Origin of the sequence: Streptosporangium sp. NPDC020145 (genome assembly GCF_040631275.1) — a bacterium.
GTDB lineage: Bacteria > Actinomycetota > Actinomycetes > Streptosporangiales > Streptosporangiaceae > Streptosporangium.
Map to the genome: position 1 here is coordinate 235,002 of NZ_JBEXZT010000003.1, position 15,525 is coordinate 250,526.

General features: G+C 70.5%; 13 protein-coding genes and 1 tRNA gene. 10 read left to right on the forward strand and 4 right to left on the reverse strand.

Features of this window, described 5'->3' with window-relative positions:
* The first annotated feature begins 87 nt into the window (after positions 1-87).
* The gene (locus ABZ463_RS06565; RefSeq protein ID WP_362773710.1) at positions 88-1,302 is read left to right on the forward strand and encodes a DUF418 domain-containing protein; all 1,215 of its coding nucleotides are present in this window, start codon (positions 88-90) and stop codon (positions 1,300-1,302) included.
* Here ABZ463_RS06565 and ABZ463_RS06570 read toward each other — a convergent pair.
* Positions 1,274-2,641, reverse strand: coding sequence for a xylan 1,4-beta-xylosidase (locus ABZ463_RS06570; protein WP_352010525.1), 1,368 nt, complete (start codon positions 2,639-2,641; stop codon positions 1,274-1,276). The genes ABZ463_RS06565 and ABZ463_RS06570 overlap by 29 nt on opposite strands.
* Positions 2,642-3,019: 378 nt before the next feature.
* Between ABZ463_RS06570 and ABZ463_RS06575 the strand changes: the two genes are divergently transcribed.
* Both ABZ463_RS06575 and ABZ463_RS06580 read left to right on the forward strand, forming a co-directional pair.
* Positions 3,020-4,102, forward strand: coding sequence for a GNAT family N-acetyltransferase (locus ABZ463_RS06575; RefSeq protein WP_352010524.1), 1,083 nt, complete (start codon positions 3,020-3,022; stop codon positions 4,100-4,102).
* 7 nt (positions 4,103-4,109) lie between these two features.
* A complete protein-coding gene (locus tag ABZ463_RS06580) occupies positions 4,110-5,288 on the forward strand; it encodes a DegT/DnrJ/EryC1/StrS family aminotransferase (protein ID WP_352010523.1) in 1,179 nt (392 codons plus the stop codon).
* Here ABZ463_RS06580 and ABZ463_RS06585 read toward each other — a convergent pair.
* Positions 5,203-6,621, reverse strand: coding sequence for a PLP-dependent aminotransferase family protein (locus ABZ463_RS06585; protein WP_362773715.1), 1,419 nt, complete (start codon positions 6,619-6,621; stop codon positions 5,203-5,205). The two genes, ABZ463_RS06580 and ABZ463_RS06585, sit on opposite strands and share 86 nt — an antisense overlap.
* A 68-nt stretch (positions 6,622-6,689) precedes the next feature.
* Here ABZ463_RS06585 and ABZ463_RS06590 point away from each other — a divergent pair, with 68 nt between their 5' ends.
* The 7 genes from ABZ463_RS06590 to ABZ463_RS06620 all read left to right on the forward strand — a co-directional run bounded on the left by ABZ463_RS06590 (position 6,690) and on the right by ABZ463_RS06620 (position 13,103).
* Positions 6,690-7,334: a pyridoxamine 5'-phosphate oxidase family protein gene (locus tag ABZ463_RS06590; protein WP_352010521.1), complete on the forward strand. Its 645-nt coding sequence runs from the start codon at positions 6,690-6,692 to the stop codon at positions 7,332-7,334.
* 152 nt (positions 7,335-7,486) lie between these two features.
* Positions 7,487-9,187, forward strand: a complete 1,701-nt coding sequence (locus tag ABZ463_RS06595) for a protein kinase (protein ID WP_362773719.1) — start codon at positions 7,487-7,489, stop codon at positions 9,185-9,187.
* 18 nt (positions 9,188-9,205) lie between these two features.
* Positions 9,206-10,585: a hypothetical protein gene (locus tag ABZ463_RS06600; protein ID WP_362773722.1), complete on the forward strand. Its 1,380-nt coding sequence runs from the start codon at positions 9,206-9,208 to the stop codon at positions 10,583-10,585.
* 54 nt (positions 10,586-10,639) lie between these two features.
* Entirely contained in the window at positions 10,640-11,932 is a 1,293-nt protein-coding gene (locus tag ABZ463_RS06605) for a DUF2510 domain-containing protein (protein WP_362773725.1), read from the forward strand.
* A gap of 22 nt (positions 11,933-11,954) precedes the next feature.
* Positions 11,955-12,557, forward strand: a complete 603-nt coding sequence (gene orn / locus ABZ463_RS06610) for an oligoribonuclease (RefSeq protein ID WP_352010517.1) — start codon at positions 11,955-11,957, stop codon at positions 12,555-12,557.
* 75 nt (positions 12,558-12,632) lie between these two features.
* A tRNA-His gene (locus tag ABZ463_RS06615) sits at positions 12,633-12,708 on the forward strand.
* A 158-nt stretch (positions 12,709-12,866) separates the two neighbouring features.
* Positions 12,867-13,103 (forward strand): LuxR C-terminal-related transcriptional regulator, encoded by a 237-nt coding sequence (locus ABZ463_RS06620; RefSeq protein WP_362773728.1) that lies wholly within the window; start codon positions 12,867-12,869, stop codon positions 13,101-13,103.
* A 361-nt stretch (positions 13,104-13,464) separates the two neighbouring features.
* Here the strand turns inward: ABZ463_RS06620 and lat are convergent, their stop codons facing one another.
* Entirely contained in the window at positions 13,465-14,766 is a 1,302-nt protein-coding gene (gene lat, locus ABZ463_RS06625; protein WP_352010515.1) for an L-lysine 6-transaminase, read from the reverse strand.
* A 113-nt stretch (positions 14,767-14,879) separates the two neighbouring features.
* Complete coding sequence (locus ABZ463_RS06630; RefSeq protein ID WP_362773731.1) at positions 14,880-15,446, reverse strand: HdeD family acid-resistance protein; 567 nt, start codon at positions 15,444-15,446, stop codon at positions 14,880-14,882.
* Positions 15,447-15,525: the final 79 nt, after the last annotated feature.

Here is a 15,525-nt window from a genome sequence, read left to right on the forward strand (position 1 = left end):
TATATCGACCAACTATCGCCGGGGGCGCGTGACGCGCGCGGCACGTTGAAGGACGGTTCGATGGTCATGGGAGAGCATCATCGCCTGGTGAAACCTGTCGTGGCCATGACCATGGCCGTCCAGGATCGCAGGATCGCGGCCGTGGACGCCCTGCGCGGGTTCGCGCTGTTCGGCATCGTGGTCGTCAACATCGCCTACCTGGCCTCGGGGTACCGTATGGCGGGCCTGGCCGAACCGGCCTTCTCCGCGCCGCTCGACTGGGAGGTGCGCTGGGTCGTCACGGTGTTCTTCGAGAACAAGTTCTATCTGCTGTTCTCGTTCCTGTTCGGCTACAGCTTCACCCTTCAGCTCGACTCGGCCGCGGCCTCGGGGACCGCCTTCGTGCCGCGTTTCCTGCGCCGTCTGACCGGGCTGTTCCTGCTCGGCCTGGCCCACGCCGTACTGCTGTTCCCCGGGGACATCCTGGCCACCTACGCGGTGGTGGGGCTGGTGCTGCTGGCCGTACGGAGGATCAAGCCGCGGACCGCGGTGCTCTTCGCGGTGGCGCTGACCCTGCTGCTCGCGACGGGGTTCGTCCTGATGGCCGGGCTCGCGCTGCTGGGGACGGACCTCTCGGGCACCGTGGCCGGGGGTGCCGCGCAGGCGGCCAAGTCGGACGCGGCCCTGCAGAGCTCGGTGCCCATGATCATCTCGGATCACCTGCACAAGCTCGGCAGGATCGTGGTGCTCCGGGTGCTCTTCCAGGGGCCCGCGGTGCTCGCCGCCTGCCTGGTGGGGCTGGCCGTCGGCAAGCGGCGGCTGCTCGCCGACTCCGATCGGCACACCGCCACACTGCGCCAGATCCAGTGGGTGGGATTCCCGGTCGGCATCCTGGGGGCGATCTTCTACGCGCACTCGACCTGGTCGGGCGGCACGAGCGTCCACCACATGCTCGGCCAGGCGGTCGACCTGATCACCGCGCCGCTGCTGGCCGCGGCGTACGTCGCGACCCTGCTGCGGGTGTTTCCCCGTGCCCCGCGCCTGACCTCCGTGCTGGTGCCGCCGGGTCGGACGGCGCTGACCAACTATCTGAGCCAGTCGCTGATCTGCTCGCTGATCTTCACCGGCTACGGGTTCGCCCTGATCGACCGGCTCAGCCCGCTCGCCGTCTCCTCGATCGCCGTGGCGATCTTCGCGTTCCAGGCGGCCGCCAGCGGGATGTGGCTGCGCAGCCACCGGTACGGTCCCGTCGAATGGCTGCTGCGCTGGTTCACCAACTGGCGCAGACCCGCCGTCAGGCTCCATCCCGCCCGCTCCACCTGACCTCGTACGGTTCCAGCTCGAACTGTTTGCCGTCGATCGTCGTGGTCGCGGCGGCGTCGGTGGTGTTGACCATCACGAACTGGCGTTCCTGGGCCAGCACCCGCACCGCGGGATTGGCCGAGGTGAGCGGTACCAGGGGGACGCCCTCGGGGAACCACTTGGTGAACCCGCTCAGCACCCCCGCCATCGGCAGTTCCTCCCCCGTGCCCGGACGCCACAGGCAGCCGGGGCAGTCCTCGCCCGGTTTGCGTTGCGGGTTCCAGTAGAGGGCGGTGGACGCGCCGCTGGTGGCGAACTCCATCATGGCGACGGTCTGCACGGCGGTCCTGCGCTCCTCCGTCCAGTCGGCGTTGTCCGGCGCGACGTACCATTCGGCCCACCAGACCGGCAGGCCGCCGCTCCTCTGTTTGAGCCAGGTGGTGACGGCGCCGAACTTGGCGAGCGCGCCGAAGTCGTCGGGGTGGGCCCCGGCGTCCCTGGTCATGGAGGCGCCGTCGACCACGATGAAGTCGGCGCCCTTCTTGTTGCGGATCCAGTACTCGACGGCGTCGAGGTCGCGCTGGTCGACCACGCCCCAGGGACCCTGGAGTTCGGAGCCCCGGCCGTTCTTGTCGCTGACGATCGGGATGTAGGGACCGCCGACCTTGATGTCGGCGTTCACCTCCTTCAGCGCCGTGTAGACCTTGTTGTACAGCTCGGTGTAGGCCTCGGCGTCCCAGCGGTTGGTGGCCGAGTTCCAGAATCCCTTGAACTCGTTCCACACCATGAAGTGCTCGACGGTGGGGTAACGCCTGGCGACCGTGGCGGCGAGCTTGGCGAAGTCGTCGAAGTTCTCGCGGTTCGGCGGCGACTCCAGGGTGTTCCAGTCGGTACGCCCGTCGGTGCCGCCCTTCATCCAGTCGGGGGCGCAGCACAGGGTGATGACGGGCAGGGCCTGTGAGCGGCCCATGAACTGCACCCGGCGGTCGAGGTTGCGGAAGTCGTACTTGCCGCGTACGGGCTCGGGGTTGTCCGCGCCCCAGCCCATGATGTGCTGGTTCTGCACCAGCGGGACCCGGGCCAGGAGGTGCGAGGCCGTCTCGGTGACCTCCTCCCGCTCCGCGTCGCCGCTGAACTCGGTGTGGGTGACGCCCCAGCGAGGCCAGGCGCCGAAGTCCGGGGGCTGCTCGACGGCGGGCGCGGGCTGCGGAGGCGGGATCGCGACGGCCCGCCCTCTCGGCTTGCCGTGCCCTGTCGACATGACGACGATCCCGACCAGGAGCGCGAGAGCGACGACTCCCGCTCCCGTCGCGATCAGCCAGTTCGGAATCCGCCGGCGCGGTCCGTCAGTCGGTATCACCGCTCGTCCTCGATCCTGGGCACGGTCCAATGAAGCGTTCCACAGCGACGGCGGACGTGACCGTGAGAGGACGCGGCTCACAGCCAAGCGTTATCGGCCGCATCGTCAGGCTATCCACGCGACTTGCAGAACACTTGAAACTTCTATCGCAGATTGGCACCTGACCGGTAACCCACGGTGATCATCACGGGTGGTACGGAGCGCCTTCTCCCATGGAGCCTCGGAACGTTACATCCTGGGAGAACCCTGGGAAAACCACCTACGACCCGATCCTTTACCGCTACATTACGCACCGTGCCGCACGCTGTGAGTACGCATATCCTGTGCGCATTCATGCCCGAAGGCGCATCGGGGAAGTCGCAACCCCAGTAGGAGCCCATGCACGTCTCTATCGTTCATCCTCGCGAACTGGCGGAGTCCGACATCGAGCGATGGCGGACCCTTCAGGACGCGGACCCCGCCTTCGACAGCCCCTTCCTGTCCCCCGAGTTCACGATCATCGTCGGCGAGCTGCAGGAACAGGTCCGGGTGGCGGTCCTGCAGGATGGCCGGGAGACGGTCGGCTTCCTCCCCTTCGAGCGCCACGCGATGGGCATCGGCAAACCGGTCGCCGCGGGGCTGACCGACGCCCAGGGGCTGGTCCACGTCAAGGACCTCGAACTCGACCCACGAGAGCTGATCAGGTCATGTGGCCTGGGGGTCTTCGAGTTCGACCACCTGGTGGCCGGGCAGCCGCTGCTGTCCGGACGGCACACCCGTCACCCGTCACCGATCATCGACCTGCGCGACGGCTACGACTCCTACGTCGAGACGGTGAAACGCGACTCGGGCAAGACCTACCGCTCCACGGCCTACAAGGCGCGTAAGCTTCAACGGGACCATGGAGCGATCCAACACGACTACGCCACGACCGACCGTGCGGCGCTGCGGACGCTGCTCGGCTGGAAGACCGACCAGTACCGCCGCACCGGCAGGACCGACCGTTTCGCCCGGCCGTGGATCGTCAAGCTGGTCGAACGGCTGCTCGCCACCGACACCGAACGCTTCGGGGGGGTCTTCGACGTGCTACGGGTCGACGGACAGCCGGTCGCGGGCCACTTCGGCCTGCGCACCGCCACCACCCTCGCGGGCTGGTTCCCCGCCTACGACATCGCCTACGCCAAGTACTCCCCCGGCCTGATCCACCACCTCGCCATGGCGGAGAAGGCGGCCGCCGCGGGCATCGAGGTCATCGACCTGGGACGCGGCGAGAAGGAGTACAAGGAGAAGCTCAAGAACGGGGAGTACGAAGTGATGGAGGGCCGCATCGCCAGGCCGAGCGCCGGGGCGGGCATCCACTGGGCGCTCAGCGTGCCGGTCCGTAAGGCACGGGGAACCGTCCTGGCCAACCCGGTCCTGCGGACCACGGCCGACCGGGCACTGAAGACCTTCGGCCGCCTGCGCACCTCCTTGTCGTCGTGAGCGCCCGGTGACCCCCGAGGGCCTGGTGGCCACGCGAACGGGGCGTCACTGCTTAGCCGTACCGTCCAACCGGCTCGGCCTCTATCTCGCGCTGCGGCACTGGTGCCTTCCCGGGCAGCGGCTGCTGATGTCGCCGATCTCCGCCGACGAGATCCTCTTCCTGGTGCTGGCCGCCGGGCTGCGTCCCGTCATCGCGCCGCTCTCACCGAGTGACGGCAACATCGACGTCGGCTCCGTCGATCTCGGCACCGTCGACGCCGTGCTGACCACCAACCTGTACGGCCTGCCCGACCGGGTGGCCGCGTTCGCGGGCAAGACGCTGATCGAGGACGTCGCCCACGCCATGGAGACGACGGTCGGGGGCAGGCCGCTCGGCACGTTCGGGGTGGCCGGGGTCTTCAGCATGTCCAAGCACGCGGGGGCGGGTTCCGGCGGGGTGATCGCGGTCGAGGACGAGGCCGACCTGCGTCCCCTTGAGATCGCCCGTGACCTGCTGCTGCGGCCGTACCGGCCGGTGGCCGAGGCGCGGTCGGTGCTGACCTCGGCCGCCAGGCACTCGACGGTCCGGCTCGGCCTGGTCAGGCCCGCGCTGTGGGCGATGCGCGCGCTCGGCCTGGAGGAGAAGCGCGAGGGCCTGCGGATCGCCACGCGCCCGGAGGAACTCGCCGAGGCCATGAAGCGGGTGCCCGACCTGCCGCCGTTCGACTCCTGGGTCAGGGCCGACCTGCACGACTACCGGACCAGACGGGGGCCGCTCTCCCGTCGCTACCAGGTGAGACGGCTGCGCGGGCTGCCCGGGCAGCGGGCCCGGCGGATCGCCGGGGTGCGCGCGCTCGCCGAGTTGCCCACGGTCGCCGCGGGCGTGCTCGCCCACCTCGACCAGCCGCTGTTCCGGGTGCCGCTGCTGGTCGCCGACCGGGACGCGGCCATCGCGGCGCTGGAGCGGCGCGGGGTGGCCACCGGCTACCTCTACGACCCGCCCTACGACGACTATCTGCCCGGCCTCGTGGAGCCCTCCGACGATCCGGGGGTCGCGCGGTGGTGGGGGCGGCACGCGCTGCCCGTCGATCCGCTCCAGGCCCGCCGCGCGCTGCCCGTGGTCAGGGAACTCGCTCCGGCGCCGCCCCCTCCTCCGCGAGCCGCAGCTCCCCGATCAGCTCCGCGATCACCGCTACCCCCCGCCTGACCTCGGGCAGCGAGGCGGAGCCGTAGCCGATCACCAGACCGTGCCTGTCGGCGGCGCCGTGGTCGTCGCGGTTCATCCCCTTGAGCAGGACCCCGCGCTCGGCCGCGGCGGCGACCAGCGGCCCGACCACGTGCTCGGGCAGCCCGACCATGACGTGCAGCCCCGCGGTGTCGCCCGTCACCAGCGTGCCGAGGCCGGCGACGACCTCCGCCCGGCGGCGGGCGTATTCGAGCCGCATCCGGCGCAGGTGCCTGTCGAGGTCTCCGCGTTCGAGCAGCACGGCCATCGCCTGCTGGGTCGGGCCGCTGGTGCGGTCTCCCAGGTCGGCCCGGACCTCGGCGACCGCCGCGAGCAGGCCCGGCGAGGCGACCAGCCAGCCGACGCCGACGTCGGGGGCCAGGGACTTCGACAGCGTGCCGAGCAGCACGACCCGCTCCGGTCCGAGGCCGTACAGGGCGGGCAGCGGGGCGACGTCGTAGCGGAACTCGGCGTCGTAGTCGTCCTCGACCACGACCGCCCCGGTACGGCGGGCCCAGGCGAGCAGGCGTTCCCTGCGCGGGACGGGCAGACGACCGCCGAGGGGGTACTGGTGGGCCGGGGTGGTGTACAGCACGCGCAGGTCGTCGGGGAGGGCCTCGACGATGACGCCGTCCTCGTCGACCGGGCACGACACGACATCGGCGCCCCGCGCGGCGAAGACGTTCCTGGCGACCCGGTAGCCGGGGTCCTCGACGCCCGCCCGGTCGCCGGGCCGCAGCAGGGTCGCCGCGACGAGGTCGAGGCCGTTGCCCGTCCCCCGGGTGACCATGACGTTCTCGGGACCGGCCGCGACCGCCCTGGTCCTGCGCAGATGCTCGGCCAGCGCCCGGCGGAGCCTGGGCAGGCCGTACGGGTCGGGGTTGCTCCCCGGCGGCAGGTCGGCGGCGGCGCGCCACGCCCTGCGCCAGGCCGCCCGGTCGTAGTCACGCACCCACGGCTTGCCCGGGCGCAGGTCGATCACGGGCCCGGCTGGGGCCTCCCGCGTGGGGGCGGAGACGGGTGAGGGGTCCACCGGGACCTCCGGCTCGCGCGGGGCCAGGTCGACCACGTAGGTTCCGGAGCCGTGGCGGCCTTCGAGCCAGCCCTCCGCGTAGAGCTGCTGGTAGGCCTCGGTCACGACGGTCCTGCTGACCGAGAGCTGGCGGGCCAGGGCCCGGGAGGAGGGCAGCCGCTCCCCGGACTTGAGCGTGCCGTCGCGCATCGCGGTGCGCAGCAGGTCGCCGAGCTGGGTCATGAGTGCGGCGGGAGCCTGGCGGTCAACCGACAGGGGCAGGTCAACGGGGATGCGCGGCAAAGTGGTCTCCCAGAGGCGACACGAAGTGGACGTGGTTTCGATATCCACTTCTTCCTAGGGTAGGGGGCATGCTCTCCACGACCTCACGCACCACGCTCAACCGTTCCAAGGAGCGGGGCCGTACCTCCCGCGATGATCTCTACGCCGTGCTCGACGCCGGGCTCATCTGTCACCTGGGGGTCGTGGTCGACGGAGCTCCCCGGGTGGTGCCGACCGGCTACGGGCGCGTCGGCGACACCCTCTACCTGCACGGCTCGACCGGTTCGGTCTCCCTGCGCGGCACCGGCGAGGTCTGTGTGACGGTGACGCACGTGGACGGCGTGGTGCTGGCCAGGTCGGTCTTCAACCACTCGATGAACTACCGGTCCGCGATGATCTACGGCCGCCCGCGTCTCGTGCTCGACGAGGACGAGCGCCTCGCGGGCCTGCGCGCGATCACCGAGCAGCTCGCCCCCGGCCAGTGGGACGCGGCTCGCACGCCGACCAGGAAGGAGCTCGCCGCGACCGCCGTGGTGGCCCTCTCCCTGACCGAGGCGTCGGTCAAGGTACGGCAGGGCCCGCCGAGCGACGAGCCCGAGGACTACGCGCTGCCGGTCTGGGCCGGGGTGCTGCCGCTGCGCCTGTCGTGGGGCGCGCCGGAGACCGATCCGGCCATGACGTCCGAGGTCGAGGTGCCCGAGCACGTCTCCTCCCGGCCCGCGCCGGGACGGTAGGAAGGCGGGCGAACGGGGGCCGTTCGCCGCGACCTACCGGGTCTCCCAGCCTTCCGAGACTGATTTGTGATTCATGAGTAAATTTTCGCGATCTCCGGCTAAGCTACGGTTCGCCTGTTGTGGGTGGGGGCCCAAGCAACTGAGGAGACCGCATGTACGGCACGTCATCAGGCTGGCGAGTCCCCGGATACACCGAGATACGCGAGCTGGGAGCCGGTGCCGGCGGACGCGTGGTGATGGCGCGGCACGAGGTCGACGGCATGCAGGTCGCGATCAAGTACCTGTCCGACGAACTCAGGGGTGACGTCGGGTTCGTCGCGCGTTTCCGGCACGAGGCCAGGGTGCTCAACACCCTGGACAGCCCGCACGCCGTACGGCTCTACGACTACGTGGAGACCGGTGAGGGCGCCGCCATCGTCATGGAGCTGGTCAACGGCGTCCCGCTGCGGGCGATCCTGCGCTCGGAGGGGCCGACCGGGCCTGAGGCGGCGCTGGTCGTGCTCAAGGGAGCCCTCCTCGGCCTGTCGACCGCGCACATGGCGGGCGTCGTGCACCGCGACTTCAAGCCGGAAAACGTGATGGTCGAGGCGGACGGGACGAGCAAGCTCGTCGACTTCGGCATCGCGATCCGCTCGGGCGACGGGGACACCCCCGCGGGCACGCCTCCCTACATGGCCCCCGAACAGTGGACGGGCTCACCCTCCGGCCCCTCGACCGACGTCTACGCCGCGACGGCCGTGTTCTTCGAGTGCCTGACGGGCGCCCGGCCGTTCCGGGCGTCGAACGTCGCCGCGCTGGCCAGGCAGCACCAGGTCACGCCGCCGCCGATCGAGGAGGTGCCGCCCGCGCTGCAGGGCCTGGTCGAGCGGGGACTCGCCAAGCATCCCGCGGACCGGCCGCCGACCGCCGCCGCCTTCATCACCGAACTGGAGGCCGTCGCCGCCGACGCCTACGGGAGCGACTGGCAGGAGAAGGGGCGCCGCCGCCTGGCCGGTCTCGCCGCGCTCCTGCCCGCCCTGTTCCCTGTCGAGGCCCCCAAGACCGGCACCGGTTCCTCCTCCGTCGCCGAGACGAACCTCAGAAGCGGCGGCGCGCGCCGCAGGGCGTCGTCGTCCCTGGGCAAGATGGGCGTCAAGATCCTGGTCGGCGTCGGGTGCGTCGCGGTGATCGGCGGGGTGACCGCCGTGCTGGTCAACTCCGCGAGCAGCACCGCGATCACGCCGCAGAGCCTGGTCTACTCGGCACCCCCCGAGACGGACGAGTCGCTGCTTCCCGAGAACCAGCCCGACGACCCCACTCCGACGCCGTCGAAGAAACCCACGCACAAGGCCTCAAGCCCCGCCCCCACTCCGACTCCCGCCGCGACGACCGCCGCGCCTCCCCCACCGGTCCAGCCGACCCAGGCGGCCGTCCCGTCCAAGTCGCCCAAACCCACGCCGAAGCCGTCGGCGACCCGTACCAGGAAGCCGACCAAGAGCCCGGCTCCGAAGCCCACGCCGACCGCCTCCGAGGAGGAGGAGACCTCCTCCATCGACACCTCGGACACTCCGACCAAGGCCCCGTCCAAGACGCCGACGCCGACCCCCACGCCGACCAAGACGGCCTCCCCGTCGTCGCCGTCCCCCAGGCCCACCAGGACTCCGACCCCGACGCCGACGCCGAGCAGCCCGTCGCCGACGGAGACCTCGACAGACGGGGGGACGCCTCCGAGCCTGAGCGCGTCTCCGACGCCTCCCGAGACCTTCCCGGTGACGCTGCTGGCGTTCGGCCTGGTGACGAGCGGCACCGTGCCCATCACACTGGCGGTGAGGCGCGGGATGGCCGGTCGCCACCGGAGGCGGCGCGTGCGCTAGAGAACGGCGGAACAGGTCATGGACATCGAACGGGGGAACGTCGCAGGGTTCCTGCTGACCGGCGAGAGCCGTACCGGTGAACCGGGAACGTGGTCGTCGGCGACCGCGCCCGGCGGACGGCAGGCGGGCGCGCTCAGGCTCGACCCGCGTTTCACCTCGGACCCGGCGGCGCGGGAACGGCTGGTCGCCGCGGTGCTCGCCGAACGCGCGCTGATCCAGGCGGGCCTGACCGGGCTGGTCCCGGTCACCGACCTGGTCTCGGCCGGGCGGGAGATCTGGCTGCTCACCGGCGAGCCGGTCAGCCCCACCCTCGCCGACCTGCTCGTCGCGCCCGCAGGCGCTCCTGGTCCCGGTGCGGGTGAGGCGGCCGTCGTGCTGCTGGAGACCGCGCGGACCCTGCTCGCCCTGCACGCCGCGGGGCTCGCCCACGGGGCGCTGCGCCCGGACACCGTGGTGATCTCCGCCGACGGGTCCGCCCTGCTCGCCGAACGGGGGCTGGCCGACGCGCTGCACGGACGCCCGGCCCACCCCGGCCGTGACGCGGCCGCCTGGGCCGCGCTCGCCCGTGGCCTGGCCGCGAACTGGGCCGCCGCCGACCCCGGAGCCGCCACCCTGTTCGAGCGGGCCGCGGCCGTCGCCGACGCGGACGGGCTCGGCCGGGCCCGTGACGTGCTGCTCTCCGGGCAGGACACGCTGCCCGCGGGCTCTCTGACCAGGAACGGTCTCGCCCAGGCCGTACGGCTGCGCCCCGCCCCCGGCCTCCTACCCGCGAACGTTCCGCCGGTGCCCGTCCCCGACGAGGGCGAGGTCGTCACGCTGCTGCGGGCCGACGTGCCGACCGCCGCCCAGGAGAACGTCGTCATGCGCTTCGGTCCCGGCGTGCCGCCGGAGACCACGGCGGCGCAGATCTGGCGGGCGGGCCGTGACCGGCAACGGACCGAACAGCCCTCCGACGGGTTGCGGGCGCTCGGGATCGCCGCCAGACGCAGGCGCCGCCGTACGGCGCTGGCCACCGTGGTCCTCGCGCTGATGGTCGTCGGTGTCCTGGCGGTCTGGCTGCTGCGCGGTTCGGCGACCCCGCTCGCGGTCACCGGCGTCGAGGTGAGCGCGCCGAAGAAGCAGCAGGCGTGCGACGCGACGGTCAGGATCACGGGCGTCTTCGCCACGAACGGCTCCGGCGGGGAGATCCGCTACGAGTGGCGGCGCAGCGACCGCAAGACCCCGATCGAGCAGACCGACACCGTTCCCTCCGGGGCGGCCTCGCACGAGGTGAGCCTGGAGTGGACGGTCAAGGGCGAGGGCCGCTTCCGTGGAACGGCGACGCTGCGGCTGCTCTCCCCGCTGGCCGGGGGACAGAAGGTCCAGGACAAGGCAAGTTTCACCTACAAGTGCCCCTAAGCCTCCCAAGCCACCGCAATGCACTGCTAACCGGTTCTTACTACTCTGACGGCCATGACCACGCAGACCCCTGCCGGCTGGTACCCCGACCCCTACGGTTCACCGCTGTTGCGGTGGTGGGACGGCAACCAGTGGACCGACGCCACGCACCCCAGGGACACCTCTCCCCAGGGGCAGGCCGCGCCCCTCGCCCAGCCGACGGGGCAGACCGGCCCGTTCCCCCAGCCCACGCACCCGCAGACCGGCGCCGCCGCCCAGCCTCCGGCCCAACCCGCCCCCCAGCCCGCCCAGTCCCCCGCCCAGCCCGCCGGACCGCCTGCCGGTCCCCCCGTTCCCGGCGGGCCCACCGGGCCGCAGACCAGCCCCTTCGCGGCGCCGTCCGGCCAGACGCCCTCCTTCTCACCCCCCTCGGGACCCCCCTCGGGACCCCCTGAGGGGGTGGGCCAGACCGCGCAGTGGAACGGGGCGCAGAGCCAGGCACCGCAGGGGCAGCCCTCCTGGGGCGGCGGGCCCGGGGGCGGTAACACGATGCAGCTGCCCGCCGGGGGGTACAGCCTCCCGCCGGGGACCACTCCGCGTAAGAGCAGCCCGTGGCCCTGGATCCTCGGAGGCGGCGGAGCCGTGATCCTGGTGGCCGTCGTCGTGGCCGCGGTCATGTTCCTGGCGAACCCCACGTCCAGGCCGACCGCGGACGACCCGACCCTGCCGCCCGCCGTACCCACGCAGGAGCCCACCCCCTTCCCGACCGAGCCCGAGACCACCGAGCCTCCGCAGGAGACTCCCGCGCCGGAGGCGTCCGATTTCCCCCGGCCGCAGAACGGGCGCATCCAGGACCCGGTGAGCGGCATGTCCTACGCCTTCCCCGGCTCCCCCTGGCAGATCCCCGCGAACGCGGGCACCGACCCGCTCGGTTTCACCTGGAACAGCGGGACCCTGGCGGTCGCCCAGGACGACTACGACGGCAAGGGCGGCAGGTGGCTCGGCAACATCCTCACCGGTGAGCTCCCCGACAAATACGGCTATGACGGGGTCCCCAGCATGCGCGGGATCGCCGCGACACTGCTGCACGCGACCGAGGCGGCCTACTACAGCCCCGAACACGATCGGAAGGTCGTCAAGGACGAGGCGATCAAGGTGAGCGGCCGGGACGGCTGGCTGTTCATGTTCGACCTCGACTTCTCCGCCCAGTCCAAGGCCAACGGCTGGAAGTGGAAGAAGGAACGGGCCGCCTTCGTGATCGTGGACCGGGGCGAGGGCAGGAGGCCCGCGCTTATGTACCTTTCCATCCCCGACAATCTGGACACTTCTCTCGCCGACCGGGTGGTCAAGTCGCTCAAGGTCTCCTGACGGGAGTACTACCCTGAAGGCTATGAGTGACCTGCTGGTCTGGATCGACTGTGAGATGACCGGGCTCGACCTCGGCCGAGACGCGCTGATCGAGGTGGCCTGTGTGGTCACGGACGGTGAGCTGAACCAGCTCGACGAGGGCGTTGACGTGGTCATCAAGCCTCCGCCCGAGGCTCTGGAGCAGATGTCGCAGATCGTCCGTGAGATGCACACCGCCTCGGGTCTGCTGGAGACGCTGAGCACGGGCGTCACGCTGGCCGAGGCGGAGGCCATGGTCCTTGACTACATCAAGGGGCACATCCCCGAGCCCAAGCGGGCCCCGCTGTGCGGCAACTCCATCGCCACCGACCGTTCGTTCATCTCGCGCGACATGCCGGCCGTCGACACGTTCCTGCACTACCGGATGATCGACGTGTCCTCGATCAAGGAGCTCGCCCGGCGGTGGTACCCCCGCGTCTACTTCGCCTCGCCGGAGAAGCAGGGCGGTCACCGCGCGCTGGCCGACATCACCGAGAGCATCCGCGAGCTGCGCTACTACCGCGCGGCGGTCTTCGTGCCCCAGCCGGGACCCGACTCCGCGACGGCCCGTGAGCTCGCGGAGACGATCTCGGCCACCGCCACCTGAGCGACGCGCGAAAACCAGGGGCGAAACGACTCCCAAAGACCGCTACACTTTTCATGTGCTGCTGCGGCAGACATGGTGGGCGTAGCTCAGTTGGCAGAGCGCCAGGTTGTGGTCCTGGATGTCGAGGGTTCAAGTCCCTTCGCTCACCCCATGAGAACGGCCGGTCCCCAAGGACCGGCCGTTCTGCGTTTTTCATCACTCCGGACTTGTCCACCAAAGACGGATGTCGCGGGTTATGCTCGCTGCTATCGCTACGCCGTTAGACGGGGGGGTTCGGCGACCTGAACGTGTTGCTGCAACGGAGGCCGTATGAGAGTCGACGACGCACCGTTCGACGCCGAACCCACAGTCGCGGCGAGCTTGAGCAGGCGTGAGACCGAGGTCATGGAGCTGATCGCCACCGGCTGCTCCAACTCGCAGATCGCCCAGCACCTGTTCCTCAGCGAGAAGACGGTGAAGAACCACGTCAACCGGATCTACGCCAAACTCGGCGCCGACTCCCGGATGACGGCCATAGGACTGTGGCGCAGCCGTACTGAGATATAGGCGCCGCCTTCGGCGGCGCGGGTTCGGGCGCCTCAGGCCAACGCTTTCCCTCGTCGCTCATCCGCTGCGCTCCTTCGCTCCTCAGTCCAAGCGTCGGCACGCCCGAACCGACACTCCTCACACACAGCACCGGTACCCCCAACCGAAACCCTTCACGACCCCGAACCCCTGAGGGCCGCCAACGCCGTGCGTGAAGATCTTGATCTTGTGCTTTACCGGCGCCAAGTATGAGGAGTGTCCGGCTTGGGCGCGTCGGTGCTTGGACTGAGGAACGCAGGAGCGAAGCGACGCAGTGACGAGGGAAAGCACCGACCCGGGGCGCCCAAGCCCGCGACGCCGAAGGCGGCGCAAAGAGACACCGTCACGCGGAGAGGCGAAGGTCCTGGGAGGCCTCCAGGGCTCTGGTGAGGGCGTTCGTGCCCTCGGCGAGTTCCTCGGCGGTCACCGAGAGGGCGGGGCGCAGCCGTACCGACTGGTCGCCGCAGGGCAGGACCAGCACGCCCTCCTCGCGCCTGAGCCTGGCGACCAGGCGGTCGCGGGCGGTGGTGTCCGGCAGGTCGAAGGCGCACATGAGGCCGCGACCCCTGGCGTTGCGGACCAGGCCGGGGAAGCGGGCCTGGATCTTCTGCAGCGAGGTGAGCAGGTCCTGACCGAGTTCGCCCGCGCGGGTGATCAGGTCGTCGCGTTCGATGATCTCCAGCATCCTGCGGGAACGGACCATGTCGACCAGGCCGCCACCCCAGGTCGAGTTGATCCGGCCGCTGACGCGGAACACGTTGTCGGGCACCTGGTCGACCCTGCGGCCGGCCATGATCCCGCCGACCTGGATCTTCTTGGCGAAGGCCACGATGTCGGGACGCAGGCCGAGTTGCTGGTGCGCCCACGGGGTCCCGGTGACCCCGGCGCCCGTCTGTACCTCGTCCATGACGAACAGGGCGTCGTACTCGTGGCACATGCGTTCCATGGCCTGCAGGAACTCGGGGCGCATGTGGTTGTCGCCGCCCTCGCCCTGGATGGGCTCGGCGATGAAGCAGGCGATGTCGTGCGGGTGGCGTTCGAAGGCGGCCCGCGCCTGGGCCAGTGCCCGCGTCTCGGCCGCCTCGACGTTCCCGAAGTGGATGGCGGGCACCTCGATCCTGGGCCAGTCGAACATCGGGAAGCGGTCGGTCTTGACCGGGTCGGTGTTGGTCAGGGAGAGGGTGTAGCCGCTGCGGCCGTGGAAGGCGCGGGTGAGGTGGAGCACCCTGGTGCCGAGGCTCCTGGGACGGCCCGCCGCCTCGTTGCGCCGGCTCTTCCAGTCGAAGGCGCACTTCAGCGCGTTCTCCACGGCCAGGGCTCCGCCTTCGACGAAGAACAGGTGCGGGAGTTCCGGGTCGCCGAGCACGCGGTCGAACGTTTCGACGAAGTCGGCGAGGTGGCCGGTGTAGAGGTCGGAGTTGGCGGGTTTGTTGGCGGCGATCCTGCCGAGCAGGGCCAGGAACTCGGGGTCGTCGTCGAAGGGGTTCAGGCCCAGCGGCGCCGAGGCGAAGAAGGTGTAGAAGTCCAGGTAGCGGCGATCCGTCCGGGCGTCGACGAGCCGGGAGCCCTTGCTCCGGTCGAGGTCGAGGACCAGCCGGTAGCCGTCCACGAGCAGATGTCGAGCGAGGCGGTCGTGCACGTCCATGTCCCCTCCACAGGTCTCCCCCATAGCGATTCGAAGGGATTATTCCCCGTAAATGACACTTCTATATGGAGACATTACGCGGAGAAGCTGATTTTTCGGGAGATTGTCCTGGATCACACGACGCGAGGGGTGCCCGAGGGCCCTCGCCACCGGGAGGCGAGCCCCTTGATCCGGAAGGACAGCGCCACCAGGGCGATGCCGTACAGGATGGCCATGATGCCGATGAGCCAGACGAGGGCCAGCGCGCCAGGAGCCGGCCGGATGAACAGCAGGACGCCGAACAGCACCGAGAGCGCGCCGCTGATGACGAACATCCACTCGTTCGCCGCGGTCCCGCGCAGCCTGATCCCCGCCACGATCTCCAGGACGCCGGTGACGACGGCCCAGGCCGCGATGAAGAACAGCAGGACCAGGGCCGTGATGCCCGGCCAGACGAAGACCGCGACGCCCGTCAGGATGCTGACGACGCCGTAGAAGATCATCCATCCCCGGGAACCGAGGCCCGCTCCCCTGCCCGCGCCGAACAGGGCGAAGACACCGTCCACGATGGCGTAGGCGCCGAAGACGACGACCAGGGCGAGGACGGTGATGGCGGGCCAGATCAGCGCCAGCACGCCGAACAGGATCGCGCAGACACCACGGGCCAGATACACCCACCAGGTGCGTGCCAGCTCTTCCATGTGACCTCCCCGTTCCTCGGGGATTCCTATCCGGCAACAGGACAAGACGAGACCACCGGCCGGTTAAATCGGGTTATCG

Excerpts from the sequence above, each read along its gene's own strand:
- ABZ463_RS06575 (WP_352010524.1), top strand. The coding sequence starts at position 3,020 with ATGCACGTCTCTATCGTTCATCCTCGCGAACTGGCGGAGTCCGACATC.
- ABZ463_RS06590 (WP_352010521.1), top strand. The coding sequence starts at position 6,690 with ATGCTCTCCACGACCTCACGCACCACGCTCAACCGTTCCAAGGAGCGG.
- ABZ463_RS06595 (WP_362773719.1), top strand. The coding sequence starts at position 7,487 with ATGTACGGCACGTCATCAGGCTGGCGAGTCCCCGGATACACCGAGATA.
- ABZ463_RS06600 (WP_362773722.1), top strand. The coding sequence starts at position 9,206 with ATGGACATCGAACGGGGGAACGTCGCAGGGTTCCTGCTGACCGGCGAG.
- ABZ463_RS06605 (WP_362773725.1), top strand. The coding sequence starts at position 10,640 with ATGACCACGCAGACCCCTGCCGGCTGGTACCCCGACCCCTACGGTTCA.
- orn (WP_352010517.1), top strand. The coding sequence starts at position 11,955 with ATGAGTGACCTGCTGGTCTGGATCGACTGTGAGATGACCGGGCTCGAC.
- ABZ463_RS06620 (WP_362773728.1), top strand. The coding sequence starts at position 12,867 with ATGAGAGTCGACGACGCACCGTTCGACGCCGAACCCACAGTCGCGGCG.
- lat (WP_352010515.1), bottom strand. The coding sequence starts at position 14,766 with ATGGACGTGCACGACCGCCTCGCTCGACATCTGCTCGTGGACGGCTAC.
- ABZ463_RS06630 (WP_362773731.1), bottom strand. The coding sequence starts at position 15,446 with ATGGAAGAGCTGGCACGCACCTGGTGGGTGTATCTGGCCCGTGGTGTC.